Here is a 22203-nt window from a genome sequence, read left to right on the forward strand (position 1 = left end):
TTTCGGCGCCTTCCTTGACCGCGCGTAGTGGCGGGAGGAACACGCCTTCAAACCCTTTTTGTGACTTTCCCTCGTCTGCGGCTAACGGTTATGCATCGAAATAATAGCCGAATCCGAGTCGTGTGACAATGCACTTCGAGAACTTGCCTATCTTTTTTCTCAGGCGCGTTATGTTTACGTCCACGGTGCGGTCGAGCACGAGCACGTCTTTCGGCCATATCCTGTCGATAAGTTCCTGGCGTGAGAATACGCGGCCTTTCTCGTCGAGAAGCAGGTGAAGAATCTCGAATTCCGTCTTTGTGAACGGCACATCCTCGCCGTCAATGCTTACTGTCTTCTTGTCGAGGTTTAGCTCAAGGCCTTGGTAGCGCAGCACGTTTGACTGCTGTGCACCTTCCTTTTCGGCAGTGCGGCGCAGTACGGCGCGTATCCTTACGAGCACCTCCCTTATGGAGAATGGTTTTGAGATATAGTCGTCGGCGCCGAGATTGAATCCGGTGACGGTGTCGTTTTCGGTGTCGCGTGCCGTCAGGAATATTACCGGGATGTCTTTTGTCGCCGGCTCGGATTTCAGTTTCTTGGCCATGGCAAAGCCTGACATGCCGCCCATCATGACGTCGAGCAGCAGTAGGTCGAAGCTCTCGATGTTCATCTTCAGGGCTTCTTCGGCCGAGTTGGCAGTCTCTACTACGTAACCGTCGGTCTCAAGGTTGAACTTAAGGATTTCGCACAAGTCTTGCTCGTCGTCAACGACCAATATTCGATAGTTATTATCCATAAATGATTATCTTTTTATAATACCTGCTGCAAAAGTACTTATATTGGTATTCATACGTGTTACACCGATGTTACAATACAGTTACAACGGATGTTGGGAGTTAAGAATTAAGAGTTAAGAAAATATGACTTGATTGATTTGGATTGGTTAGGATAAGCCCAATTAGGCCAATGAGCCAAATAGGAAGGCCAGGAAGACATCATGCAAGGCATTTTTCTTAATTCTTAACTCTTAATTTTCTTCCTCCTCTTCGGGCAGCTTCCTTCTCGGATTTTCCTTCGCTCCCATCTTTACGAGGCGGCGTGCGGAGCTGATGAAGCTCTGGTTTCCGCTGAGCGACTTTCGTGCTTCGTCGTATGACTTCTGTGCCGCTTCGAAACTTTTGCCGAGCTTGTCGAATCGCTCTACGAACAGTCCGACGCGCTCAACGAGGATGTTTGCCAGACCGAACACCTGCTCCTGGTTCTCGGCCTGCCGCTGTTGCGTCCATGCAATCTGTAGTAATCGGAGCAGGGAGAACAGGTTTTGCTCGCCGGTTATTATCACGTTGCGCTCGAAGGCGTAGTTCCATAATGAAGCATCGGCCGACACCGCCAGCTGCATTGCCGCTTCCTGGGGCACGAACATGATTACGAAATCAAGCGTGGTGCCGCCCTCCATGGAGTACTTGCCGTAGCTTTTGGCCGACAGCTCGTCAACATGTCGGCGGACACTCTTTACGTGTTCGTCGAGAAAGGCTTTGCGTTCGGCGTCCGTTTCGGCGTTTACGTAGCCGATAAAGGCTGTCAGCGACGCCTTTGAGTCGATGATTACGTCCTTGTGGTCGGGGTAATGCAGCACCACGTCGGGGCGCATCATGTCGTTGGTGTCGTCGTTATGGATTACGTTTCCCTTGGAGTCGCGCATCGTGTACTGTACATCGTACTCCACGCCTTTGGTGAATCCGAACTTGTCAAGCAGGTCGTTCAGCTTCATTTCGCCGAAATCACCCTGTATCTTTGGCCCCGTCTGGAGGGCTTTCGACAGTTTTTCCGCTTCCAGTCCGAGGCTTTCGGTCGTGGCGTGCATTTGCCTCAGCTGTTCGCTTAGCGACGCCGTGCTGCGCGTAAACGACTCGCGGTTGTCGTCCATCGACTTCTTCATTTCGGTCATAACCTCCCTCAGCGGGGCTATTATGGCGCCCATCTGGTTGCGGTTGGCCATGTCGAGTTCCTCAGAACGTTGTTTCAGCAGGCGCTCAGTGGTAGTGTTCAGCTGCTCCTGCACCAGCTTCAGTCGCTCGGCAAACTGCCTGTCGAGCATAGCCGTGCGCTCAGCCTTCTCGCGTTCGTTGCGTTCGTTCACCTCGGCCAGCTGTTCCGCGTACTGCTTGCGGGCAGCCTCCAGTCTGCGTTCGCCGTCGTTCTTGGCGTCGGCTAGCAGTTCGTCGTATTGCCGTTTGGTGTCGTTCATCAGCCGTTCGCCGTCACGCTTGGCCTCGTCGAGTTGCCTTGCGAGCATCTCGGCTTCCCTTTGCTTGGCCGATATGTCGCCCGTCAGCGCCGCGATGCGGTCGTCCAGCAGTTTTGTTTTCTTTTGGTTGGCTATCATCAGGATGATGGTGGCCACCAGCGCGCCGGCCAAAAAGAGTAGTATCTGTGTCATCTTATGTTATGAAGTTATAGAATTTAAAGGAGTTATAGAATTTATTGCCGAATGAATAGCCGCTTGGGCGCAGGTTCGTGCATGGCGTCAGCGCACAATGTTCCACGTCAGGCAATGCAGCGCACCACCTTTAAAAGCGACGCTTTTCATCCTAATGGTGTGTACATTACATTCAGGAAAAGCCTCTGTGACATATCTTTCAGCTTGTTTATCTTCGTCAATGCCGAAGCAAGGCATGATTATTTCGAGCCCAACTTGCAGGAAATTAATGTAAGCCCAGTTCAAATCCTTGTTCGGGTCGGGTACGTTGTAAAGCATCTCAGTTACCTCAAATCCATGGTTCTCAAGTACTTGACGTATTGCGTCAGCCTCTTCAGGATAAGCCTCGCGGTGGTTTGACATAAGTATTTTGTTGTTTCCGCAATATTTTATGAAGCCGTCGGCATGACCGAACACGTCTTTTCCTTCCTCGTGTGGTTCAGCATGGCGCACCCACGGTATAAAAATCACTTTGTGTCCCAATGCCTTTTCTATATCTGCCGACAACTTATCATCGTTCTTCGGTATATCATTTTCTTCAAAAACCTTATCCGTAATGATAGCGTATTCGCCACACCAAACGATGTTTCCGCCATCAATTATGATGTCGCTCTCACGGTATTTAATGCCCAATTCGGCACAAGCATCCGAACAATCTGTAATATATTGCTCCCTTCCTTCTACTTTATACAGGTAGTCTGGACGGTATTTGAATTTAAGGAAGTCGTCTTTCGATACCTGTATTGGCATATAGTCACGTGCCCAATAATCGTTGGTATGTTTCAATACGTCCCATTTTATGCCTAACTTATTAAGTAAAGTGGTGAGACGTTTGAATAAACCAGGATAGCCTTCGTTCTTGTCTGAAAGCCATTCCGACAGGTAAACGATGTTAGTATCTTGGTCTTTTATCATACGTTAAAACGGTATTTCGCTTTTGAATAACTTTTAAACGACTCAACTAACTCGTAGTCTGGTATTTCGCTTTTATAATAGTTGTATTTTAATATGTCATGTACCTTCTGTTCTTCGGATTTCCCTTTCGTGAGCAGATTGCGCCGTTGATTGATATTCAGGCCATTCTTTATTTCCTTCCTTGATATCAAATATGGGAAATTTTTTATGTCATTGAAGGCATCAAATTTGTCAAATAATGTCCATTCCACTTTATATGGTCCGTCAAGTTTAAGCTTTTTTGAAACTTCACTGCTACTATTGGTAGGGTAAATAGACCTTATTAATATTCCTCCGAAGAACGCATCCTCGTCAAGAACAGGTTGGAACAGGCCTTGTTCATCTTGTTCTGTCTTTACATAACTTTCAAAAGAAATGTCTACACCGCTTGAATGGAAGAGCCATTGGCCGGCTTCACATACTCTCGGATACGTGATTATATCACGATGATTGTTGTTGTACAAGTAAAATTCTACTTCATTAATCCAGTATTCCTTGTCGCCTTTTTTTATGGCGATTTTGTTCAACAGAATGTTGGCTATGTTCTCAAAAGCTCTTTGGTAGTCTTCATCTTTTGTACAATTAGCAAAATTCTTCCTGTTTAGTTTTTCTTTTAAATCAGTTATAATATCATCTTCCATAATCAATTTATTTTTTATATACCCTTTTTCTTATCTTTTTCTCTTTCTCTTCCTGCATATCACTGTATGGCCTAATACCTCCCATTAATTGCTCAGGGGTGTTCCATCGGTTGATTGTATCTATCAAATTAACGCATCGATTACTTACTTCTTGACTGAAATCATTGTATATCATGGCCGTCAACCCATGATGTTTTTCATAAAACTGACGTTCCAAGTCCTTGATTTCAGCGTCGCAATATTCGCAAAAACCTGGGCAGTCGCCTGTAAAATCGCATTCCGTCGGTTCGTATTTTAAATCATACTTGGTTGCGATATCCTTGCGTAGGGATTTCAATATTTCACATATTTGCTTACCTGTATTCATGTATTAAATCATATTTTGAGATTTTTCTAAAGCGCATTACAATCTTCCTACAAAATTACAAAATATAGATGACTAATGCAAATGTTGTCCTCGAAAAATAAACAAGGTATTTACTTAAAGGCTTACGGTCACCAAATGTCACTGTGTTATAGTTTACCAGCTTTGCAAAAGGCGGCAAACGGTGTTGCGAAAGGTCACCTTTCGGCGTGTAAAAGGCCGTCTTTTGCAAGGTAAAAGACGGCCTTTTGAAATTGAAAGGGAAGTGTGTCGTAATGCTTACGGTTGTTGATTGAGCGTATGGTTGTGGTGGTTGATTGTAACTGAAGGCACTGGTTTTGCTTACGGTTTTCATGTGCTGTTTTGCTATATGTGTGGAAACAAACCTCCCCTCGCGGCTTGCGTTACGGCAAGAGGCGAGGGGAGACGGCGTGAATTGCGGTGATACGGGGTTATTCCTGTGTCTGCGTCTTGGGCCAGTTGACGAGAAACAGGCGCTCGGTGGCGCGCGTGAAGGCCGTGTACAGCCAGTGGATGTAGTCCGGAGTGAGCATGTCGTCGGTCATGTAGCCCTGGTCTATGTACACGTGCGCCCACTGTCCGCCCTGCGCCTTGTGGCAGGTCACGGCGTATGCGTACTTCACTTGCAGGGCGTTGTAGTACATGTCCTGTCGTATTTGCTTCATTCGGTCGGCCTTACGGGGTATGTCCTGATAGTCCTCGAGCACCGAGTTGAACAGCTGGTTGCTCTGTTCACGGGTCAGCGCGGGCGCGTCGGACGTGAGTGTATCGGTCAATACGGTGGCCTGCAGCTCGTAATTGTCGTAGTCGGGAAAGCGCAACAGCACGTCGGCAAACCTGAAGCCGTACAGCTCGCGCACGTTGCGCACGCGGCGTACGATGGCCCGGTCGCCGTTCGCGATGAATGAAGAAGGAAGTGAAAAGCTGACAGTTGACGGTGAAGAATCCGTTTGCTTTGTGGATAAAGAACCTGTATCGCTATTGGATTTATCATTTTTCACTTTTAATTTTTCGTTCATTCTCTCCTTCTCCAGCCAGTAATAGTTGTTCTTTACCACCATGAGCATGTCGCCGGTGGTGAGCTGTTCCTCACGGTCGAGCACCATTCCGCGTATTCCCGAGTTGTATATGTTGGCGCGTTTGTTGCTTCGGGTCACGACGATTGTCTCGTCAATGCCTACTTCGGAGTAGCTGGTGTTGAGCTGTTCAATAAGCTCGTCGCCCGGCACAATGCGTATGTCGGCGAATCCCGAGAAGCGTATCATGGGCAGACCGGTGGCCTCGTCGTGGGTTATCATCTGCCTGATTACCGTCGCGTTGTACAGAATGCCGGAGCCGGCGGCCTGGCGCAGCACTTCGTTCAGGTCGCACTGGTACACCTTCAGACCGTAGTCCTCAAGCACGAAGGCCGACAGGGCGGGCGACTCTTCCTCGCCTACGGGCGGCAGCTGGGCCTTGTCTCCGATTAGCATTAACCGGCAGTTGTTGCCGTTGTAGACATATTGTATAAGGTCGTCGAGCAAGCGTCCCGAACCGAACAGTGCCGCGTCGGAAGGCGACTCGTCGGCAATCATCGAGGCTTCGTCCACCATGAACAGCGTGTCGGGCGTCAGGTTGACGTTCAGGTTGAAGCCCGTCATGTCGCCGGTAAACGTTTTCTGTCGGTAGATACGGCGGTGTATGGTCAGCGCCGGTTGTCCTGCGTTGAGCGAGAACACCTTGGCGGCACGCCCTGTGGGCGCCAGCAGGGCCACCTTATGCCCCAAAGCCTTGACCGCCTTGACCATTGCGGCGGCCAGAGAGGTCTTGCCCGTACCGGCCGAACCTCGCATGATGAAGGCTGAGCGGTCGTCGCGGTCGGTCATGAAACGGCAGAACGTGTCGATGGCCGCGGCCTGTTCGGCGGTGGGGACAAAGCCGAAAGCCAGTCGTACGCGGCGTGTCAAATCTTCCATTATCATCAGTTTTTAGCCTAAAGGTTTGATTTTACGGATTATTTGGTGTAATTTTGCACCGTAACACGGTGCTCTTCAGCATAATGCAAACTTACTAAAAATAAACGGAACATCATGCCTTGGCGGGCCGTAAAATGCTATTACGTGCTTCAGCGGGTATGAATATAAGTGACGACATGGGCCCCAGAATAAACAAAAGTTGCATATTGGCCGTATTGGCGGCGGCACTCGCGGTAGTGTGCGGCCTGAGTATATACGCTCCGCTGCGCTTTGACAAACAGATGGCAGCACGTGAGCGTGTTGTGAAGGAGCGCCTTGTGAAGATCAGATACGCCGAGGAAAAATACCGTAAGGTAAACGGTACGTATACCGACGATTTCGCTGCGTTGGTTAAAGGGGGATACCTTGCAGACTCGTTGCAGTTCATACCCTTTGCCGACGGCAAGAAGTTCGACATCGCGGTGACGACCCAACTGACGAAATCAGGCCGTCAGTTGCCTCTGATGGAGTGCGGCGCTACGTATGAAGACTATCTCAAGGGCCTTGACGGCAACAGCATATCCAACCTTACCGAAGAGGCTTATAACAACGGACGGTACCCCGGGCTGAAGATAGGCGACCTGATGACGCCCAACGATAACGCCGGTAACTGGGAGTGACCGTTGATGTGCCTTGGCGTAACCTCTGCCTTATAATAGGAAAATAAGACAACACCATAAGTCCATGACCATACAAGATACCAACCGGAATATAGTGAAGAAACCGCGCCTTACCATCAGGGTGGGGCGGCAGACGTTGTCGTTCTCGGCGCTTGATGCCAGCCGGAGCGGCAGCATTGTGTACGAACCTTACACCGTGAGGAGCGGAATATCCATGGCGGCTAACCTTCGCGAGGCTTTCAAGGAGATAGACTTGCTTAGCAACGGATGGCAGAGGGCTATGGTCCTGCTTGATTCCCCGGTGCTGATGATACCGGTAGACGAGTTTAATGAAGGTTCGAAGGAGGTGCTTTACCGCCATGCCATAACCGGTCGTGAGGGCGAGACGGTGCTCTCTACGGTGTTGCCGTCGCTTAATGCCGTGGCCGTATATTCCGTCAACAAGGACTTGAAGCTCGTCATCGACGACCATTTTGCCGACGTGCGCTTCACCCATGTTTGCGCTCCCGTGTGGAATCATTTGTACCGTAGGAGCTTTACTGGCGTGAGGATGAAGCTCTACGCTTATTTCCATGACAAGAAGATGGACGTGTTCAGCTTCCAGCAAAACAGGTTCAGGTTTACTAACAGCTTTAACACCAACCTTGTGCCTGACGCCGTCTACTTCATCCTGAATATATGGAAACAGCTCGCTTTCGACAACAAGCGCGACGAGCTGCACCTCGTGGGCGAGCTTCCGGCACGTGATGAGCTCATGCAGGAACTGCATACTTTCATCCAAAACGTGTATGTGGTAAATCCTAAAGCGGAGTTTAACCGTGCCCCAATAACGGAGATTAAGAATCTTCCGTACGACTTGCTGACGTATTTCGTGAAAAATTAAGGCTTTAGCAACAATGCGAATAATAACCGGAATATACAAAGGTCGTCATTTCGACATACCTAAAACGTTCAAGGCAAGGCCTACAACCGACTTTGCCAAGGAAAACATATTCAATGTCCTTAACGGCTATATCGACTTTGACGGTGCCACGGCTCTCGACCTCTTCTCGGGTACTGGCAGTATATCGCTTGAACTTCTGTCGCGAGGCTGTGCTTCGGTGATAAGCGTTGAGGCCGACCGTGACCACCATGCCTTCATAAAACAATGTCTGAAGAAATTAGGTACGGACAAGTGCGTGCCACTGCGTGGTGACGTGTTCAGGTTTATAAGGAGCTGTCACGTTCAGTTCGATTTTATCTTTGCCGACCCTCCTTATGCCTTGCCCGAGCTTCCTAAACTGCCTGAAATGATACTTGAGCGCAATATCCTGAAGCCGGGAGGCGTTTTCGTATTTGAGCATGGGGCAGCTAACAGTTTTGAGGATGTGCCCGGGTTCGTCGAGCATCGTGCTTATGGAAGTGTCAACTTCAGTCTGTTCCGGATTGAGGATAATGTAAAATGACAGGATACGATTGTCCGTTTTTGCAGGATTAAGGACTTTTCATGACAATGTTTATATTGAGCCAACGTTGATATTCGATATTTTCCGCAGCGTGATAAACGGCCATTTCCCGTCGAAATGGCAATGATATGGCAACCTTGGTTTCATGAAACGGAAGATAATCAAGCCGATAATGTATCCTACAAAAGCGCCGAACAAAGCGCCGCAAACTACGTCGCCGACGTAATGTACGCCGAGGTATACGCGTGAATAACCGACCAGGATGGCAAAAGCCAGCACGAATATGGCGTACCGCTTGCCCTTGGCAAACCTTAATGTGTACACTGCCGCGCCTAACGCATTTGCCGCGTGGCTTGATACAAAGCCATAAGTGCCGCCTCGGTATGAGCCTACATAATGTAGAAGTCCGCATACTTGCATGTCGTGCGACGGGCGTAGACGGGCGAAAAACGGCTTCATGACGGACGCTGATATCTGGTCGCACAAGGTTACAACTACGGCAAGGCCCAATATGATTGCCGCTATCCGTTTGTATTTGTTGCCATGAGCCGCCATGATTTTATAGATGAACAACATGCCGACCGGTATCCATATATAACGTGATGAGAGCCCTACGGCTGTGATGTCGGCAAGATGGCCTCCGTTGAAGTTCAACGTTACGGTAATGATTCTGTCAAGATTGTCCAGATAATTGATTAATCCACAAAACATAATGCCCTAATGAAAATACTTTGTCGTGTTTACGAAGGCAAAGATAAAGGGCGAGTTTGAAGAAATGTTGTGGATTATATGAATGTTATTTTAAATTCGTGCCATCCTTCTTTTTTATATGAGTATCCGGCTTTCCAGCCGTGGTAATTGCATACGGCTTTTACGATTGACAGGCCGAGCCCGCAGCCTTTTGAGTCTTGCGTAGGGCGGTAAAAGCGCTCGAATATCTTGTTTCCGTCGAGTGCCTTTTCGTATGACGTGTTGGCTACTATGAGGCTTTCGGGCGTAACCTTGACGAGTATTTCCCCTTGCGGCTTGTTATGTCTTACGGCATTTACGATAAGATTACTGAACAGAATCTCAAGCAACGGACGGTTTGCCCTAACCTGCAACGTGCCGACACTGAAGTCGGTATGCAGCGTCAAGCCGCCCAGCAGGCTTTCAATATAAGGCATATCCTTCACTACGTCGACTACATCCACCAGTCCTGTACCGTCAAACTGGCTGTTCTCCATCTTGGCGAGCAGCAAAAGGTTGCGGTTAAGGCGCGACATGCGGTTGTTAATCTGGTTGAGGTCCTGTATTATCGTGGCCTGCCGTTCGGTAAGTTCGGGCAGTTGCGACAGTATGTCGAGCTTGCTTCTGAACACCGCCAGCGGCGTTTGCAGTTCGTGAGAGGCGTTTTCGGTAAACTCCTTTTGCACACGGAAGCTCTTTATGCATCCTGTCATCAAGTGGCTTAGGGCTGTGTTCAAGTCGGAGAACTCTTTTATCCGGCTTTCCTGTAATGATGGCAGCACGCCGCTTTCCAGCCTGAAGCTCTCCACGGCTTCAAGGGTGTTGTAGAACGGGCGCCAGATGCGTTTTGATATAAGGCTTATCGTTAGTACTACGGCAATGCCGGATACGACCGTGATAATACCGAACTGTATCATCACTCCCTGTATTATGTCCTCCTCAAGGTCGAGTCTGGGTATCGACTGTCCTCTTTGTACTGCCTCAATCAGGTCAATCAAGTCTTCAGCGTAAAAGCTTTTGGTCAGCCAATAGAACAGCGGAGTGGCAAGCAGCATGAGCGCAATCATGCATATCACGAACCATGTCAGCGTGTTTCTCAGCAGTCCGATTCTGTGTTTTCCCATAATTTGTTGGTTTGTCGGTCAGTGTTCAATCCATTTATACCCCATGCCATAAACATTCCTTATGCAGTCATTGCAGCCTGCGGCGGTCAGTTTGGCTTTCAAGTTCTTGATATGTGTGTACACAAAGTCGTAATTGTCAAGCATGTCGGCCATCTCTCCGCTGAGATGTTCAGCCATGGCACTTTTCGATATGACTCTTTCTTTGTTGCTTATGAAAAACAGCAACAGCTCGTATTCCGATTTTGTCAGCGTTACCGCAACGTTGCCTATTGCCACTGATTTCTCCAGAAGGTCAATGGTTATGCCGTTGCTTTCGATAATGTTGTTGGCATAGAACTTCTTGCGGCGTATCACAGCATAAATGCGCATGCTGAGTTCAGCCAGGTGGAATGGCTTTGACAGATAGTCGTCGGCGCCTATCTCAAGGCCTTTCACCTTGTCGTCGAGTGAGTCTTTAGCGGAAATTATGATAATTCCTACAGGGTTTCTCCTTTTCCTTATATCACGTAAAAGGCTTAGCCCGTTGCCGCCCGGCAGCATGAGGTCGAGCAATATGCAGTCATATTCGTAGACGTTTATTTTCATCCTTGCGTCCGCGTACGTGAACGCCTGCTCGCAAAGGTATTTTTCTGTGCCCAAATACGTTACGATGCTGTCTGACAAGTTTCGTTCGTCTTCAACAATCAGGATTTTCATGTTCTGCTGTCTCCTTATACTTATTATTGTTTATTTTGACAACATCACAATGCTTCCGGCCGTTATCAGCAATGCTCCGACAATTACTTTCGGGCTGACAGGCTCTTTCAGGAACAGGAATGCGAGGCATATCGTTATGGGAACGCTCAGCTTGTCTATCGGCGCAACGCGTGATGCATCGCCTGACTGCAACGCCTTGAAGTAAAACAACCAGGACAGGCCTGTAGCCGCTCCTGACAGGATGAGGAACAACCATGCGTGGCGCGGTATGCTTCTTACCTCAGCCAGGTGGCTGCCTGCTATGACAATGCCCCACGTAATGAGCAGTATGACCGATGTGCGTATTGCCGTAGCCAGGTCAGAGTTGATGTCTTTTACGCCAATCTTGGCGAAGATTGCCGTCAGCGCGGCGAAGAATGCCGAGAGCAAAGCATAGTATTTCCACATGGATTTATCCTGTTTTAAGTAATATGACCTTACTGCTGTAAGGATTTTATACGCAAAGATAACGTAAAATTTTGAAGAAAATTTGAAGATGGCGGAAATAAATGGGACTGCTGTTCACTACTACCCTGACAGGCGCTGTTAACCGGTTGTTGTGGCGCCTGCGGAAAGCGTATTTCCAAAAGGTGGCCTTTCGCAAGTCCAAAGGCCACCTTTTAGACGATAAAAGGCCGTCTTTTGCAACATAAGAGACGGCCTTTTGGAAACGCGTTGTTTATATCCGTAAATACTGCGGTCTGCAATGTGGGCGCCAAACTACATCAATGGGGAGAACAATCTCACGAACGACTCCCACAGACGGTGCGTGAACGACAGGCGGCGGGTACGCATGTAGTCACCGTACATCACGCAATTCTTCATGTCGCCGATGAATACTGCCTTGATACGTTGCGCCATGCCGCTGTCATATATGAACACGTTGCTCTCAAAATTATTCTCGAAGCTGCGGAAGTCGATGTTCGTTGAGCCGCATGTTGACAGCGAGTCGTCGCTCACGAGCAGCTTTGAGTGGTTGAATCCGGCTTTATACAGATACACCTTAACGCCCGAGTCGGCCGCTTCCTGGATGTACGGGCGGCTGGCCCATTCTACGAACTTGGCGTCGGAATGCAGCGGAACCATCAGCCTGACGTCCACTCCTGCCAGCGCCGCGGTACGCATGGCAAACATTACCGGCTCCGTCGGGAGGAAGTATGGAGTCTCCATGTAGACGTATCTTTTCGCTTCGAGCAGTATCCGTACGTATCCCTGCATCATCTCCGGCCATGGACTGATGGGGCTGCTCGTTACGACCTGCATTATGCAGTCGTTGTTTATGCTGCCGTCAAGCATGGGGTAGTAACACCTGTTGGTAACGAGTGTGCGGTCAACAAAAAACCAGTCGACAAGAAAAGCGCGCTGAATGCCGTACACGGCGCCACCGCGAATGCGCATGTGCGTGTCCCTCCATGCGCGCCCGTTGCTGCCTTTCACGTAGCGCATTGCAACGTTCATGCCGCCGATATATCCTATCTTGCCGTCTATTACGCACAGCTTGCGGTGGTTGCGGTAGTTCACCTTGCTTGTAAACGCAGGGAATTTTACGGGCATGAAGGCGTGTACGTCAATTCCGGCGTTGCGCATCTGCTCGAAGAAAGAGTTGGGAACATTCCAGCACCCCACGTCGTCGTATATAAAGCGGACCTCCACTCCTTGCCTTGCCTTGTCCGCGAGCGCGTCGGCCAAGAGGTGGCCAAGGGGGTCGTCGCATATTATGTACGTCTCCAGATGAATGTGGTGGGTGGCTTGCCCGATGTCGCGCAGTAGCGAAATGAAAAAGTCCGTACCGTCAGTAAGGATGTCGGTCGTGTTGTTCTTGAACGGCAATGCCCAGTTTTGTGTCTTGAACAGGTTTATTAATACGCTGTGTTCCTCGGGCAGCACAAGGTTCTGCTGCTCGGCGAATTCGAGCATGGAGCGTTTCGTTAGCTGGTCCATGCTCTGCCGGCTGATGAACTTCTCCTTGCGCGTGTTCTGCCCGAAGAAGAAGTAAAGCACGATACCTATCACGGGAATGAAGATGAGCACCATCACCCATGCCATCGTCTTGGCCGGCTGGCGGTTGTCCATCAGCACCGTAAGCATGGTTCCGAGCACCACGCATACGTACACAATGAATATCAACCAATGAAAGTAAACCATCTTTCTAATTCATAATTCACGATTCATAATTCATAATTGGGCAGGGTGTTAATTCATGATTCTTAATTCATAATTCATAATTGGGCAGGGTGTAGATTCTTGTTGTATGGTTCATTACCCGTTATCATGCAGCCCAATTATGAATTATGAATTAAGAATTATGAATTATTATGTCGCTGCCCAGCTCCTTGGCTATTTCGTTGCGGATAACTTGCATGTCCTTGTATTCGGCCATAAGCCTCATCATTTTTTCCGTGTCGTTGATTGAGAGACTGATTTCGCGCTTCAGGTCCTTCAGGTGTTGCTCGACGTAATCCATGCGGAAGTCGAGTATCAGGTGCTCAACCTGGTTGCGCAGGGTGTCCTCGTCGTGCTTCACCTGCAGGCTCTTGCTCAGTTGGAAGTGGTCAATCACCATGTTGGTGGCCGTCCGGCTTATGTCAATGTCCGGGTGGTGGGTGAAGTATGTCTCAGCCTTGAAGCCCTCGTCGTTGTTGTGCTCGACGGCCTCGGCAAGCATACGGTTGTACAGGTCGTTCTTAAATCTGAGGTTGTCGGCGCCGAGGTCATAGCTGATATATTGCGACACGCTAAGGTCTATCTTGCCTCCGTCGTCCGTCTCGACGTCCTTGTACAGTATCTCTTCGCCGTGGCGTACCACCAGTTGCATGAGCATGAACTCCACGGACGGCGCCTGGCTTACCGGCATAAGCGGCTGCAGGGGCTTCACCGGGGTGTCTGCCTTGGCCTCTTCGCGCCGTTGTTCCTTCTGCTTTTCCTCTATTTCGCCACGTATGAACTTGTTGGCTGTGTTGATTAGCGTGGCCTCGTTCATGCCGAGGCGGTGCGCGCATTCGGTTATATAGGTAGCGCGCGTGATCTGGTCTTGTATTACCGACACGCTCTTTACTATGCTGCTGATAGCCTCGGAGCGCTTAATGGGGTCGGTGACGCCGCGCAGCAGCAGGTTGGTCTTGAACTCGATGAAGTCGGTCTGGTGGCTTTCGATGTAGTCGCGGAATTCCTGTGCCGTGTGTTTCCGCGCGAAACTGTCGGGGTCGTCGCCGTCGGGCAGCAGCAGCACCTTCACGTTCATGCCTTCGGCCAGCAGCATGTCGATACCCCTGATTGAGGCGTGTATGCCCGCGGCGTCGCCGTCATAAAGCACCGTTATGTTGCTTGTGAAGCGGTGGATGAGGCGTATCTGCCCCGTGGTAAGCGACGTTCCTGATGATGCCACGACGTTCTCAACGCCGCTCTGGTGCATTGACGTGACGTCGATATACCCTTCGACAAGGTAGCAGCGGTCGTTTTTCGTTATGGCATGCTTGGCCTGGTATATGCCGTACAGCTCGTTGCTCTTGTGGTAAATGAGCGACTCTGGCGAGTTGACGTACTTCGCCAGCTTCTTGTTGTTCTCGAGAATGCGCCCTCCGAAGGCAACCACACGCCCCGTTACGGTGTGCACCGGGAATATCACCCGGCCGTGGTAGCGGTCTTGTAGGGTGCCGTCCTCCTTGCGGTAGCACAGTCCCGTGTCGATGAGGTACTGCTCCTTGAAGCCCTTGGCCAGCGCCGTGCGTGCCAGTGCGTCGCGCTCCGGCATGGCGTAGCCGAGCTGGAAGCGGTTTATCGTGTCGTCGCGGAAGCCTCGTGAGCGGAAGTACTGCATGCCTATGGCCTGTCCTTTCTCCGTGTTTAGCAGGTTGTCCTGAAAGTAATGCAGGGCCCATTCGTTGATGATGAACAGGCTCTCGCGCTCGTTCTCCTCGCGTCGTTCATCGTCGGTCAGCTCACGTTCGTGTATCTCGATGTTGTATTTCTTGGCCAGCCAGCGCAGGGCTTCGGGATAGGTCATCTGCTCGTGCTCCATGATGAAGCCTACCACGTTGCCTCCCTTGCCGCAGGAGAAGCAGTGGCAGTAGCCTTTCGACGGCGACACGACGAACGAGGGAGTCTTCTCGTTGTGGAACGGGCACAAGCCCTTATAGTTCACCCCGGCCTTGCGCAGGGTGACAAACTCAGACACGACGTCAACTATGTTCGCCGCGTCCATAATCCTGTCTATCGTCGCTTTGTCAATCATCGTATTATGTCATACCGTCAGTCTGTGCCGCCACGGCGTCAAATCATGTTGTTCTTGCGCAGCCAGCGCTTGCCGCTCGGGGTAAGGCAATACAGCAAGAAGATGATACACGGTATCCCGACCATGCCTAAAATAATCAGTGTTCCTGTCATTTCTTTTCTTTTTGATTAACTAAGATTAAACCTGATATTAGTAATAAAGCTGCTATTGTGCCGCTAAGAACATATATCAGCCAACGCACATCTTCCAAATCCTTTATTAATGAGGCAACAAAAACACCCGTCAGAAAGTATTTGGACACATCTATAAGATAAATTACCAAGCTTTTCTTTCCACATGTAGTATATTGTTTTAGTTTATAGTAAGCCAGGTATAGATATAATAGGCTTTACTCCTTTTACTGCAAAGATAAGTATTAATAGCGAGAAAAGCAAAAGGATACAATGTTTTTGTTCTTATTTTTTTGAACAGAAGCAGTACATTTTTCATTAAGCTATACATGTTTTTGTTATTGTAAGAAAAAGTTTATCTGTTCAGTATGAAATGTAAAATGATGCAACTCATAGCAAAACGTCAGTCGGAAAATGTCGTCCGTAATCCGTGAAATAGCCTTTTAAGGCGGCGTTGGGTCATGTTTTTCATGATGGGAAGACGTTGATTTGTGGGCGAATGGCGTGCTTTTGAATGCCGTGTGGCGGTTGTTCGCTGTGTAAAAGGCAGTTTTTCATGTTGCCATATGCCGTCGAAAGGAATGTTAAAGGCCGTCTTTTGCATGCCGAAAGACGGCCTTTTGCATTCTTCATGGCCGTCAATAGTTGCACAATCAGCCGTGTCTTGATGTTAATCGGTTGATATGCAATGTGTTATTTCTGCACACCGAAAACTGCGATATTTGCCTGCATAGGATTTATTTTTCTGAATAACGCGAAATAAAAGCGTCAACGGAAATCAATGTGTAAGCATAAACAAGAAAATTAAGAATTAAGAGTTAAGAATTAAGAAAACGCACTTCGTGAATTAAGAATTAAGAGTTAAGAATTAAGAAAAAATGCCTTGTCAAATAAGCAACATGGCATATTTTCTTAATTCTTAACTCTTAATTCTTAATTTTCCGACTCTTAATTCTTAATTTCTCCGCTCTTTTTCTGTACATTTGCACCCGTTTAGGTTACATGCGGTGCCTTGGCGCCGCCAAAATGTATAAATAACAGAAATAAAAAAGGAGAAAAGTCATGAGAAAATTATTCATTTCGTTGTGCATGGCAGGCATGTTAGCCGGCCTGACATCGTGCGGAACATCGCGTGTTGCGGTAACGTCAATCGACGCACTTAACGGAGAATGGAAGATAACAGAAGTCGATGGCCAGGGAGTCAAGCCACTGCCTGGCGAGAAGGAAGCCTTCATCGGACTTAACGCAAAGGAAATGCGCCTGTACGGCAACGCAAGCTGTAATAACCTGATAGGCGGATTCGAGGCAGACGTCAAGAACGGCACGATATCTTTCGGCAATACTGGCACCACGCAGATGATGTGTCCCGCTATGGAGACTGAGGGCAAGGTGCTTCAAGCCTTAGGCAAGACAAAGTCGTTCGAGCTGCAGAAAGGCGGCAAACTCGTGTTCAAGGCCGATGACGGCAAGACGCTCATGAAGATGGAGAAGAAGTAAATTTATCAAGGAGTTAAGGAGTAAGGGAGTAAAGAAGTTAAGACAATACCTTTGCTCCTTAATTCATTTTTGCCGTATGGAAGTAATGGCATTAGTCTTAACTCCTTTACTCCCTTACTCCTTAACTTCTCATGAAAAAGACCTTTTTACTCTTTTTCCTTTGCCAAAAAGTAAAAAAAGTGTATTTTTGCATTCATGAACTTTACATTATAATATATAACTATGAAATTAAAAATCATCGTACTTGCAAAACAAGTACCCGACACGAGGAATGTGGGTAAGGACGCCATGACCGCCGAAGGAACGGTCAACCGCGCCGCGCTGCCCGCAATCTTCAATCCTGAAGACCTTAACGCGCTCGAACAGGCACTGCGCCTGAAAGAGCAGAATCCGGGCTCTACCGTGGGCGTTCTTACCATGGGCCCTCCGCGCGCGGCAGAAATCATCCGCCAGGGACTTTACCGCGGAGCTGATACCGGATGGCTGTTGACCGACCGCCTCTTTGCCGGAGCCGACACTCTCGCCACTTCCTACGCGCTTGCCACCGCCATTAAATACATCGGTGGGGCCGACGTCATCATCGGAGGACGCCAGGCTATCGACGGCGATACGGCACAGGTAGGTCCGCAGGTAGCACAGAAGCTCGGCCTCTCGCAGGTGACATACGCCGAGGAAATACTCAAATGCGAGGACGGCAAGCTGACCATACGCCGCCATATCGACGGTGGAGTGGAGACCGTTGAGGCTCCCATGCCTATCGTGATAACCGTAAACGGCAGCGCAGCTCCGTGCCGCCCGTGCAACGCCAAGCTGGTGATGAAGTACAAGCACGCTACCGTACCACTCGAGCGTACGGCCGACATGCCTTACGCCGACCTGTACGAGACACGTCCGTACCTTACGCTCAACCAGTGGGCCGTGGCCGACATCGACGGCGATCCGCAGCAGTGCGGCCTCGCAGGTTCACCCACCAAGGTGAAGACCGTCAAGAACATAGTGTTCCAGGCAAAAGAGAGTAAAACACTAACGGGCAGCGACGCCGACATCGAAGGCATGATAAAGGAACTGCTCGAGGAGAAGATAATTGGATGATTCCTATTTATAGACAATTATGGAGTTAAGGAGTAATGAAGTTAAGGAGTTAAGACAAATGCCATGCCGCGTTTGTATAGCTTTACAACAACAAGACTATTGTCTTAACTCCTTAACTTCATTACTCCTTAACTCCTAAAAAATAAAACAATGAATAACGTTTTTGTTTATTGCGAAATAGAAGGCACTACCGTAGCGGAAGTGTCTCAAGAATTGCTTACCAAGGGCCGCAAGCTCGCCAACCAGCTTGGAGTTGAGTTGCACGCCGTGGTTGCCGGCACCGGCATTAAGGGCAAAGTGGAAAGCCAGATACTGCCTTATGGCGTCGATAAACTGTTCGTTTTTGATGCCGAAGGACTGTTCCCGTACACGTCTGCACCCCATACGTCAATCCTGGTAAACCTCTTCAAGGAGGAAAAGCCGCAGATTTGCCTTATGGGTGCTACCGTAATAGGCCGCGATTTGGGCCCGCGCGTTTCGTCGTCGCTCACCAGCGGACTTACCGCAGACTGCACTCAGCTTGAAATCGGAGACTATGACGACAAGAAGGCAGGCAAGCATTACGACAACCTTCTTTACCAGATACGTCCCGCTTTTGGTGGTAACATCGTGGCAACAATCGTCAACCCAGACCACAGACCCCAGATGGCAACCGTCCGCAGCGGCGTTATGCAGAAGGCTTTGTATGACGGTGAGGCTAAGAACGAGGTTGTTTACCCTGACGCAAGCAGGTATACCGACCCGGCAGACTTCATCGTAAAGGTTATCGACCGCCACGTCGAGGCTGCCAAGCATAACCTCAAAGGTGCGCCGATAGTAGTAGCCGGAGGTTACGGAGTTGGCAGTAAAGAGGGCTTTGACCAGCTCTTCCAGCTCGCGAAAGAACTGCACGGAGAGGTCGGAGCGAGCCGTGCCGCTGTGGATGCAGGCTTCGTTGACCATGACAGGCAAATCGGACAGACCGGCGTAACGGTACATCCGAAAGTCTATATCGCCTGCGGTATATCCGGCCAAATCCAGCACATAGCCGGTATGCAGGATTCAGGCATTATCATATCGATCAACAGCGACCCCGACGCTCCTATCAACCAGATAGCTGACTACGTAATTGTTGGCACCGTGGAGGATGTCGTTCCTAAGCTCATCAAGTATTACAAGCAGAACAGTAAATAACTAATTAGGAGTAAAAGGAGTAAGGAGAGAAGTGGTAAAGGAGTAAGGTGAATGGAAAAAGAATGTGTATTCCGATTTTCTTCACGTTCTATGTACCATCAATCTCAAGCGTTTCTACACATATTTATTATCCAACCTTCCGTTAACTCCCGATAACTCCATATAAAAAGAAAAAACAATGGCAAACTATTATACAGACCATCCCGAGTTTGAGTTCCACCTCAACCACCCGCTTATGAAGCGGATTGTCGAGCTGAAGGAGCGCAATTTCGCTGACAAGGATGAATACGCAGACGCGCCTGTTGACTATCAGGACGCTATCGAGAACTATAAGAGAATGTTGGAAATCACCGGCGACATCGCTGCCAATGTTCTTGAGCCTAACAGTGAGGATGTAGACCTTGAGGGACCACACCTCGTTGACGGTCGCATGCACTACGCATCGAAGACTTACGAGAACCTTGACGCTACCCGTAAGGCAGGACTCTGGGGCGTGTCAATGCCCCGTCGTTACGGCGGACTGAACATGCCTGTCACTCCTTATTCAATGGCGTCGGAGATTGTTGCTGCCGCTGACGCGGGATTCCAGAACATCTGGAGCCTTCAGGACTGTATAGAGACACTCTATGAGTTCGGTAACGAGGAGCAGAGACAGAAGTACATACCTCGTGTTTGCGCAGGAGAGACGATGAGTATGGACCTCACCGAGCCTGACGCGGGTTCTGACTTGCAGCGCGTTATGCTTAAAGCTACATACAGCGAGGAGCAGGGTTGCTGGTTGCTTAACGGCGTAAAGCGTTTCATTACTAACGGAGATTCTGACATACACCTCGTTCTTGCACGTAGCGAGGCCGGCACGCATGACGGCCGCGGACTGTCGATGTTCATTTATGACAAGAGAAACGGCGGTGTAACCGTGCGCCACATAGAGAACAAGTTGGGTATTCACGGCTCGCCGACGTGCGAACTTGTGTTCAAGAATGCCAAGGCCGAGCTGTGCGGAAGCACCCGATTGGGACTTATTAAGTACGTAATGGCATTGATGAACGGCGCCCGTCTGGGTATAGCAGCACAGAGCGTGGGCGTAAGCCAGGCTGCGTATAACGAGGCGTTGGCATACGCAAAGGAACGTAAGCAGTTCGACAAGGCCATCATCAACTTCCCCGCAGTGTATGACATGCTTGCCCGCATGAAGGCGAAACTTGACGCAGGACGCAGCATTCTGTACATGACGGCACGTTATGTCGACATCTACAAGACCTTGGAGGACATCTCACGTGAGCGCAAACTGACGCCTGAGGAGAGGCAGGAACTGAAGAAATACACCAAACTTGCCGACGCTTTCACTCCCCTGGCAAAGGGTATGAACTCTGAATACGTCAACCAGAACGCTTACGACGCCATCCAGGTACATGGCGGTTCGGGCTTCATCATGGAATACAAGAGCCAGCGTCTGTACCGCGACGCCCGTATCTTCTCAATCTATGAGGGAACGACGCAGCTTCAGGTGGTTGCCGCAATACGTTACATCACCAATGGAACGTACCTTGGAATAATAAAGGAAATGCTCGAGGGCGAGGTTGCAGAGGAGCTGAAGCCGTTGCAGGAGCGCGTCAGGAAGATGACCGAACTGTACGAGCAGGCCGTAAACTATGCCAAGGAACTGGGCAACCAAGAGGCTCACGACTTCCTTGCACGCCGCCTGTACGACATGACCGGAGACATCATGATGTCGTTGCTCATACTCGACGACGCCACACGTGCGCCTGAACTATTTACAAAGAGCTCCAACGTGTATGTGCGCATGGCTGAGGAAGAGGTGGTAGGACACTACACATACGTCAAGAGCTTCATCGCCGAAGACCTTGTAAACTTCCGCGCGGCAGAGGCCGCAGCCGAATAAGTTAGGCGTTTAATATAAAGCTGTCAGCCGTCAGGTATGGCGTAATTACTTTTCCGCCATGCTTTGACGGCTGTCTGTTTGTATTATGTTTATAAGTATTTTAATTTTCCGGGCATAATCGTGTAATTCATAAAATGGAAAAAACTCCCAAACGCCGGCACCTTTTCTGTCGGCCGAGATTTATTCTTTGTGCCGTGGCTTTGTTCCTTTCTGCAATGCAGTCGGCCGTTCTGTTCGCTTCATGTGACGACGATACAAAGGGTATTGCCGTGGCGCAATACATTCCGGAAGCGCCCGACTACAGTGACCCTACGATGTGGTTTACGCAGGAAAACGACAAGAGTGGAAGCGGTGCCGACGTGTTCTACATCGTCTCTACATGGACTACCGACTGGACAACGGCTGACGGACGAATCTGCCATTATGCCGACGTTCACAATGCTGAGCGCCGCGCCGACATGGACAAGGAGATAAGCCGCATAGCAGGATACATGGGCGTGGACAATAATTTCTATTCGCCGTACTACCGGCATATATCCATAGAATCGTGGGCGGCACTCAACGAAGACACCATAAGCAACCGTTTCAGGATAGCCATGGCAGACGTGCGTGCCGCCTTCAGCGCTTTCCTCAGTCGGCGCGACCCTTCCCGCCCGTTGGTTCTCGCCGGTTTCAGCCAGGGCGGAAAGGCTGTAGTGGAGCTCCTCAAGGAACTTCCGGATGATGTTGCCGAACATCTTGTCGCGGCCTACGTACTCGGCTATAAGGTGACGCCTGACGATACTTCGGCTACGAAGAACATACGCGCCGCCAAACGTGCCGACGACACAGGCGTAACCATCTGTTACAACTCCGTTGCCGACGTGCGTTATATCAAGCCGGTGATTAGCGAGCCGTGCGTGATGTGTATTAATCCCGTCAACTGGCGCACGGACGATACCCCCGCAACTCTGGCCGATACCATAACAGTAGCTGTGTCGCCGGAACATAATGTTCTTGTAGTGACTGGTTACAGCGGGGCGGAATACCAACCGATACTTGGCTTCCTG

21 protein-coding genes are annotated in these 22203 nt (G+C 49.6%); 8 read left to right on the plus strand and 13 right to left on the minus strand.

Annotated elements, in window-relative coordinates; all coding sequences use genetic code 11:
* Positions 1-88: 88 nt before the first annotated feature.
* From H6A34_RS02365 to H6A34_RS02390, 6 genes are all read right to left on the minus strand, one after another.
* On the minus strand, positions 89-778 hold the full coding sequence (locus tag H6A34_RS02365) for a response regulator transcription factor (RefSeq protein WP_021949413.1): 690 nt from the start codon (positions 776-778) through the stop codon (positions 89-91).
* Positions 779-1009: 231 nt separating this feature from the next.
* The gene (locus H6A34_RS02370) at positions 1010-2422 is read right to left on the minus strand and encodes a DNA recombination protein RmuC (RefSeq protein WP_205103238.1); all 1413 of its coding nucleotides are present in this window, start codon (positions 2420-2422) and stop codon (positions 1010-1012) included.
* A gap of 87 nt (positions 2423-2509) precedes the next feature.
* The gene (locus tag H6A34_RS02375) at positions 2510-3376 is read right to left on the minus strand and encodes an agmatine deiminase family protein (protein ID WP_021948285.1); all 867 of its coding nucleotides are present in this window, start codon (positions 3374-3376) and stop codon (positions 2510-2512) included.
* A complete protein-coding gene (locus tag H6A34_RS02380; protein ID WP_021948284.1) occupies positions 3373-4056 on the minus strand; it encodes a hypothetical protein in 684 nt (227 codons plus the stop codon). Before H6A34_RS02380 ends, H6A34_RS02375 begins: the two co-directional genes overlap by 4 nt.
* 7 nt (positions 4057-4063) lie before the next feature.
* Positions 4064-4423 carry a hypothetical protein gene (locus H6A34_RS02385; RefSeq protein ID WP_021948283.1) on the minus strand — a complete coding sequence of 120 codons (360 nt, stop codon included), beginning with the start codon at positions 4421-4423 and terminating at the stop codon, positions 4064-4066.
* Positions 4424-4872: 449 nt separating this feature from the next.
* Positions 4873-6402 (minus strand): ATP-dependent DNA helicase, encoded by a 1530-nt coding sequence (locus H6A34_RS02390; protein ID WP_205103239.1) that lies wholly within the window; start codon positions 6400-6402, stop codon positions 4873-4875.
* A gap of 170 nt (positions 6403-6572) precedes the next feature.
* Here H6A34_RS02390 and H6A34_RS02395 point away from each other — a divergent pair, with 170 nt between their 5' ends.
* From H6A34_RS02395 to H6A34_RS02405, 3 genes are all read left to right on the plus strand, one after another.
* Positions 6573-7055: a hypothetical protein gene (locus tag H6A34_RS02395; protein WP_205103240.1), complete on the plus strand. Its 483-nt coding sequence runs from the start codon at positions 6573-6575 to the stop codon at positions 7053-7055.
* 64 nt (positions 7056-7119) lie between these two features.
* On the plus strand, positions 7120-7938 hold the full coding sequence (locus H6A34_RS02400; RefSeq protein ID WP_205103241.1) for a DUF3822 family protein: 819 nt from the start codon (positions 7120-7122) through the stop codon (positions 7936-7938).
* A gap of 13 nt (positions 7939-7951) precedes the next feature.
* Positions 7952-8500, plus strand: coding sequence for an RsmD family RNA methyltransferase (locus H6A34_RS02405; protein WP_205103242.1), 549 nt, complete (start codon positions 7952-7954; stop codon positions 8498-8500).
* A 51-nt stretch (positions 8501-8551) separates the two neighbouring features.
* On the opposite strand, the gene H6A34_RS02410 is transcribed toward H6A34_RS02405, so the two are convergent.
* From H6A34_RS02410 to H6A34_RS15375, 7 genes are all read right to left on the minus strand, one after another.
* Positions 8552-9211: a phosphatase PAP2 family protein gene (locus H6A34_RS02410; RefSeq protein WP_205103243.1), complete on the minus strand. Its 660-nt coding sequence runs from the start codon at positions 9209-9211 to the stop codon at positions 8552-8554.
* 74 nt (positions 9212-9285) lie between these two features.
* Positions 9286-10353: an ATP-binding protein gene (locus H6A34_RS02415; protein ID WP_205103244.1), complete on the minus strand. Its 1068-nt coding sequence runs from the start codon at positions 10351-10353 to the stop codon at positions 9286-9288.
* Positions 10354-10371: 18 nt separating this feature from the next.
* Entirely contained in the window at positions 10372-11049 is a 678-nt protein-coding gene (locus tag H6A34_RS02420) for a response regulator transcription factor (RefSeq protein WP_021948276.1), read from the minus strand.
* Between the two features lie 30 nt (positions 11050-11079).
* Complete coding sequence (locus H6A34_RS02425; protein WP_205103246.1) at positions 11080-11496, minus strand: EamA family transporter; 417 nt, start codon at positions 11494-11496, stop codon at positions 11080-11082.
* A gap of 312 nt (positions 11497-11808) precedes the next feature.
* Positions 11809-13233: a cardiolipin synthase gene (gene cls / locus H6A34_RS02430; RefSeq protein ID WP_205103248.1), complete on the minus strand. Its 1425-nt coding sequence runs from the start codon at positions 13231-13233 to the stop codon at positions 11809-11811.
* Between the two features lie 151 nt (positions 13234-13384).
* A complete protein-coding gene (gene dnaG / locus H6A34_RS02435; protein WP_205103250.1) occupies positions 13385-15319 on the minus strand; it encodes a DNA primase in 1935 nt (644 codons plus the stop codon).
* A gap of 148 nt (positions 15320-15467) precedes the next feature.
* Positions 15468-15620 carry a DUF6722 family protein gene (locus H6A34_RS15375; protein WP_338088581.1) on the minus strand — a complete coding sequence of 51 codons (153 nt, stop codon included), beginning with the start codon at positions 15618-15620 and terminating at the stop codon, positions 15468-15470.
* Positions 15621-16551: 931 nt separating this feature from the next.
* Here H6A34_RS15375 and H6A34_RS02440 point away from each other — a divergent pair.
* From H6A34_RS02440 to H6A34_RS02460, 5 genes are all read left to right on the plus strand, one after another.
* Positions 16552-16986 (plus strand): META domain-containing protein, encoded by a 435-nt coding sequence (locus tag H6A34_RS02440; RefSeq protein ID WP_205103252.1) that lies wholly within the window; start codon positions 16552-16554, stop codon positions 16984-16986.
* A 222-nt stretch (positions 16987-17208) separates the two neighbouring features.
* Entirely contained in the window at positions 17209-18078 is an 870-nt protein-coding gene (locus H6A34_RS02445; RefSeq protein ID WP_021948267.1) for an electron transfer flavoprotein subunit beta/FixA family protein, read from the plus strand.
* Between the two features lie 150 nt (positions 18079-18228).
* Complete coding sequence (locus tag H6A34_RS02450) at positions 18229-19251, plus strand: electron transfer flavoprotein subunit alpha/FixB family protein (protein WP_205103254.1); 1023 nt, start codon at positions 18229-18231, stop codon at positions 19249-19251.
* Positions 19252-19429: 178 nt separating this feature from the next.
* On the plus strand, positions 19430-21154 hold the full coding sequence (locus tag H6A34_RS02455; protein ID WP_205103256.1) for an acyl-CoA dehydrogenase family protein: 1725 nt from the start codon (positions 19430-19432) through the stop codon (positions 21152-21154).
* Between the two features lie 194 nt (positions 21155-21348).
* Positions 21349-22203: DUF3089 domain-containing protein (locus H6A34_RS02460; protein ID WP_338088582.1), on the plus strand; the 855-nt coding region annotated here is incomplete at its 3' end.

This window comes from Marseilla massiliensis (assembly GCF_016899855.1).
Lineage (GTDB): Bacteria > Bacteroidota > Bacteroidia > Bacteroidales > Bacteroidaceae > Prevotella.